The organism is Flavobacterium frigidum, assembly GCF_048286735.1.
Taxonomy (GTDB): Bacteria; Bacteroidota; Bacteroidia; order Flavobacteriales; family Flavobacteriaceae; genus Flavobacterium.
Window position 1 is genome coordinate 1 of record NZ_JBLVPU010000043.1, and the last position, 2,894, is coordinate 2,894.

Genomic DNA, 2,894 nt, shown 5'->3' on the forward strand with positions numbered 1-2,894 from the left:
ACTCACAGCAGCCGACCATCTGTAGGCTAATCCAAGAACAAACTTATCATTAAACATAAAATTCCCAGACAAATCTACTTGAAGAGGTGCTCCATCGACAATTTTAGTTAACAATGCAGGTTTGAATTTAATAGATTCATTCATATCAAATGCGTAACCTGCAATTAAATAGTAATTAATTTTTTCTTTAAAAATAGCAACTTCATTGTCGTCATAGCGTTTGCTTTCTATAAAATTAGGAATTGAAAATCCGATATACGCTTTATCAGAATGCCAATAAACTCCGGCTCCAATATTAGGGGTAAATTTATTATTGAAATCTCGTATACTTGGATCAGCTTGAGCTGGATTCAATTTGTTAATATCTAAATTAAACAAGTTAGCAGTTGCTTTAATTCCAAAAGAGAGCTTAAAAGTTTCAGAAGTAGGAACCGTGTAGGATACATCAGTAGAAATTGTATTCTCTGTAGTAGGTCCAATTTTATCATTAATTATAGTCACTCCTAAACCTAAATTACTTTCGTTTAATGGAGTATTGACAGAGGCAACATTGGTAACAGGAGCTCCATCTAGTCCTACCCACTGTGTACGATGTAGCGCAAAAATACTGAAAGCGCCTCTTGATCCCGCATAGGCAGGATTAATATTGATGGTGTTGTACATGTATTGAGTAAATTGAGCATCTTGTTGTGCATAATTTACAAATGCTGTAAACATCAAAACGAAAGAAAATAATTTTGTTTTCATAGTAGATATTTATTATCTCGAATTGGCTATCGACTTTTAAGAGAGTAATACTTTAGTTCGATTTGATAAAGTTCAATTGGATTTTATAAGATGAAATAGTTTTTTAATTATAAAATACCTGAGGGTAAAAAATCCTCAGGTATTAGATTATTTATTTAGATAAGTATAAATATCCGTCTTTTTTGTTGGTTATAGTTTTTCCTGTACCGTCAAGAGATGTATAACTCAAGATGTAAAAATATGTTCCAGTTGGTAATCCAGTAGATTGCTGAATAGTAGATCTACCAGCAGAAATACCTTCAAAAGCATTACTGGTATTATTATATCCTTTGGTTTCATATACTAATACGCCCCATCGGTTATAAATCTCAACTGTATTATCTGGATAACAAACAGTATCATCAATATTATCGATTACGAATTTTTCATTAATCCCATCACCATTTGGCGAGAATGCGTTGTGCACCACTATCGTTCCACAAGCTAATACAATTCCACATCCTGTATTTACAGTCATAGTTATTCTAATTGTTCTAGGGCAAGTAGCATCATTAACCTTATATTCAAAAATGTAATCTCTTACTGAAAGTCCAACAGCGTTAAGCATGCTGCCCTGTAAAGCATTTGAATTGTTTACATCTACCCAAGTTCCGTTAGTAGGAGTACCCGTTGGTAATAAATTATTCAAATCGGTTGTTGTAGTATCCCCATCATTACAAATAGAACTACTGGTAGATACAACACTATTGACGATAGTCACATTTACAATTTGAGTAAACTCAGAAGCATTTCCACAAGTGTCAGATACCAACCATTTTCTAACTATTGAATAAGAACTGTCAGTTCTGTTAATGATATTCTCTGTAAAAATAGGAGTAGAGACAGTTGAACAATTATCCACAAATACAAGTTCTGGCTTTGCTGGAATTGCATCACAATTCACGTTAAGTATCGGTGAATAAGCTGTGTTAGTAATTGGACCAACTGTATCGCTAACATTAATAACTTGTGAAGCAGTAGCTTTATTTCCAGATGAATCAGTTGCTGTCCATGTTCTTGTTATGGTGTAAGATCCTATGCAACTTCCTTGTACTTCCACATCAACGAATGTCAAGTTTACAGGTCCACACGTATCAGTTGCTATTGCTTGTGCAAAACTAGGTGTTGCACTACAAGTTATTACAGAAGCTGCTGGTAATTGTGCAATGGTTGGCGCTACAGTATCTGTAACATTTATTGTTATTGTAGCTCTATGACATGTGGTTGGATTTTGTTTTTGACATATTTGATATGTTAAAACGTATGAACCACCCGAAATTCCGCTTTGAACTGTTACATTCCCAAAATTGTCTAACGAAATGTTTAGGTTCGAGCCTGAAACTATAGAAATATTTACGTCTTCATGTTTCACTGGGTTGCCGTTTAAAGTATCGTTAGTCAGAACATTACCAATAACTCCAAATGAAGTACAATTAATTTCTGAATAGGTATCTGCAACGGCATTAATAGTAGGCGCAACATCATCATCTAAAATAGTACCAGTAGTACTTACCGTTCCATTAGCAATGTTGAACGTTTCATCTACTTCATCAATAGTATCCAAAGTTGTTTGTACCGATACCGTTCCCGTAGTTGCTCCAGCAGGTACCGTTGCAAAGACGTTAGTAGTAGTGTAATCCGCACTTCCAGCAGTACCATTAGTCAATACAAAAGTATAGGTAATCGCTTGATCCGAAGGATTACTCAAGGTAAAGTTGAATACCACCGCATCCCCTTCGGTAGCCGAAGCCGGAGCGATCGTTGCCACGGTAGGAGCGTTATTATTGTCGATAATTGTACCAGTAGCACTCACAGTTCCTATAGTGATGGTGAACGTTTCGTCCACTTCATCTATTACATCAGCCATAGTTGGTACCGATACAGTTCCCGTAGTTGCACCAGCAGGAACCGTTACCGTTACAGTTGTCGTTTCGTAATCACTATTTCCTGCCGTTTTGTTAGAAAGAGTGAAAGTATACGAAGTTGCTATTGCAGAAGGATTACTCAAGCTGAATTCAAACACAACAGGACTTCCTTCGGTAGCCGAAGCAGGAGTGATCGTGGCTACAGTTGGAGCCGCATCATTATCATTGATTGTTCCAGTAGCC

Annotated in this window: 2 protein-coding genes; both read right to left on the reverse strand. The window is 36.2% G+C overall.

Annotation, left to right across the window (positions count from 1 at the left end):
- On the reverse strand, positions 1-747 hold a 747-nt coding region (locus ACNQGO_RS15295; protein ID WP_417985805.1), incomplete at its 3' end, for a PorP/SprF family type IX secretion system membrane protein.
- 151 nt (positions 748-898) lie between these two features.
- The coding region (locus tag ACNQGO_RS15300) for a gliding motility-associated C-terminal domain-containing protein (RefSeq protein ID WP_417985806.1) at positions 899-2,894 on the reverse strand (1,996 nt) is incomplete at its 5' end.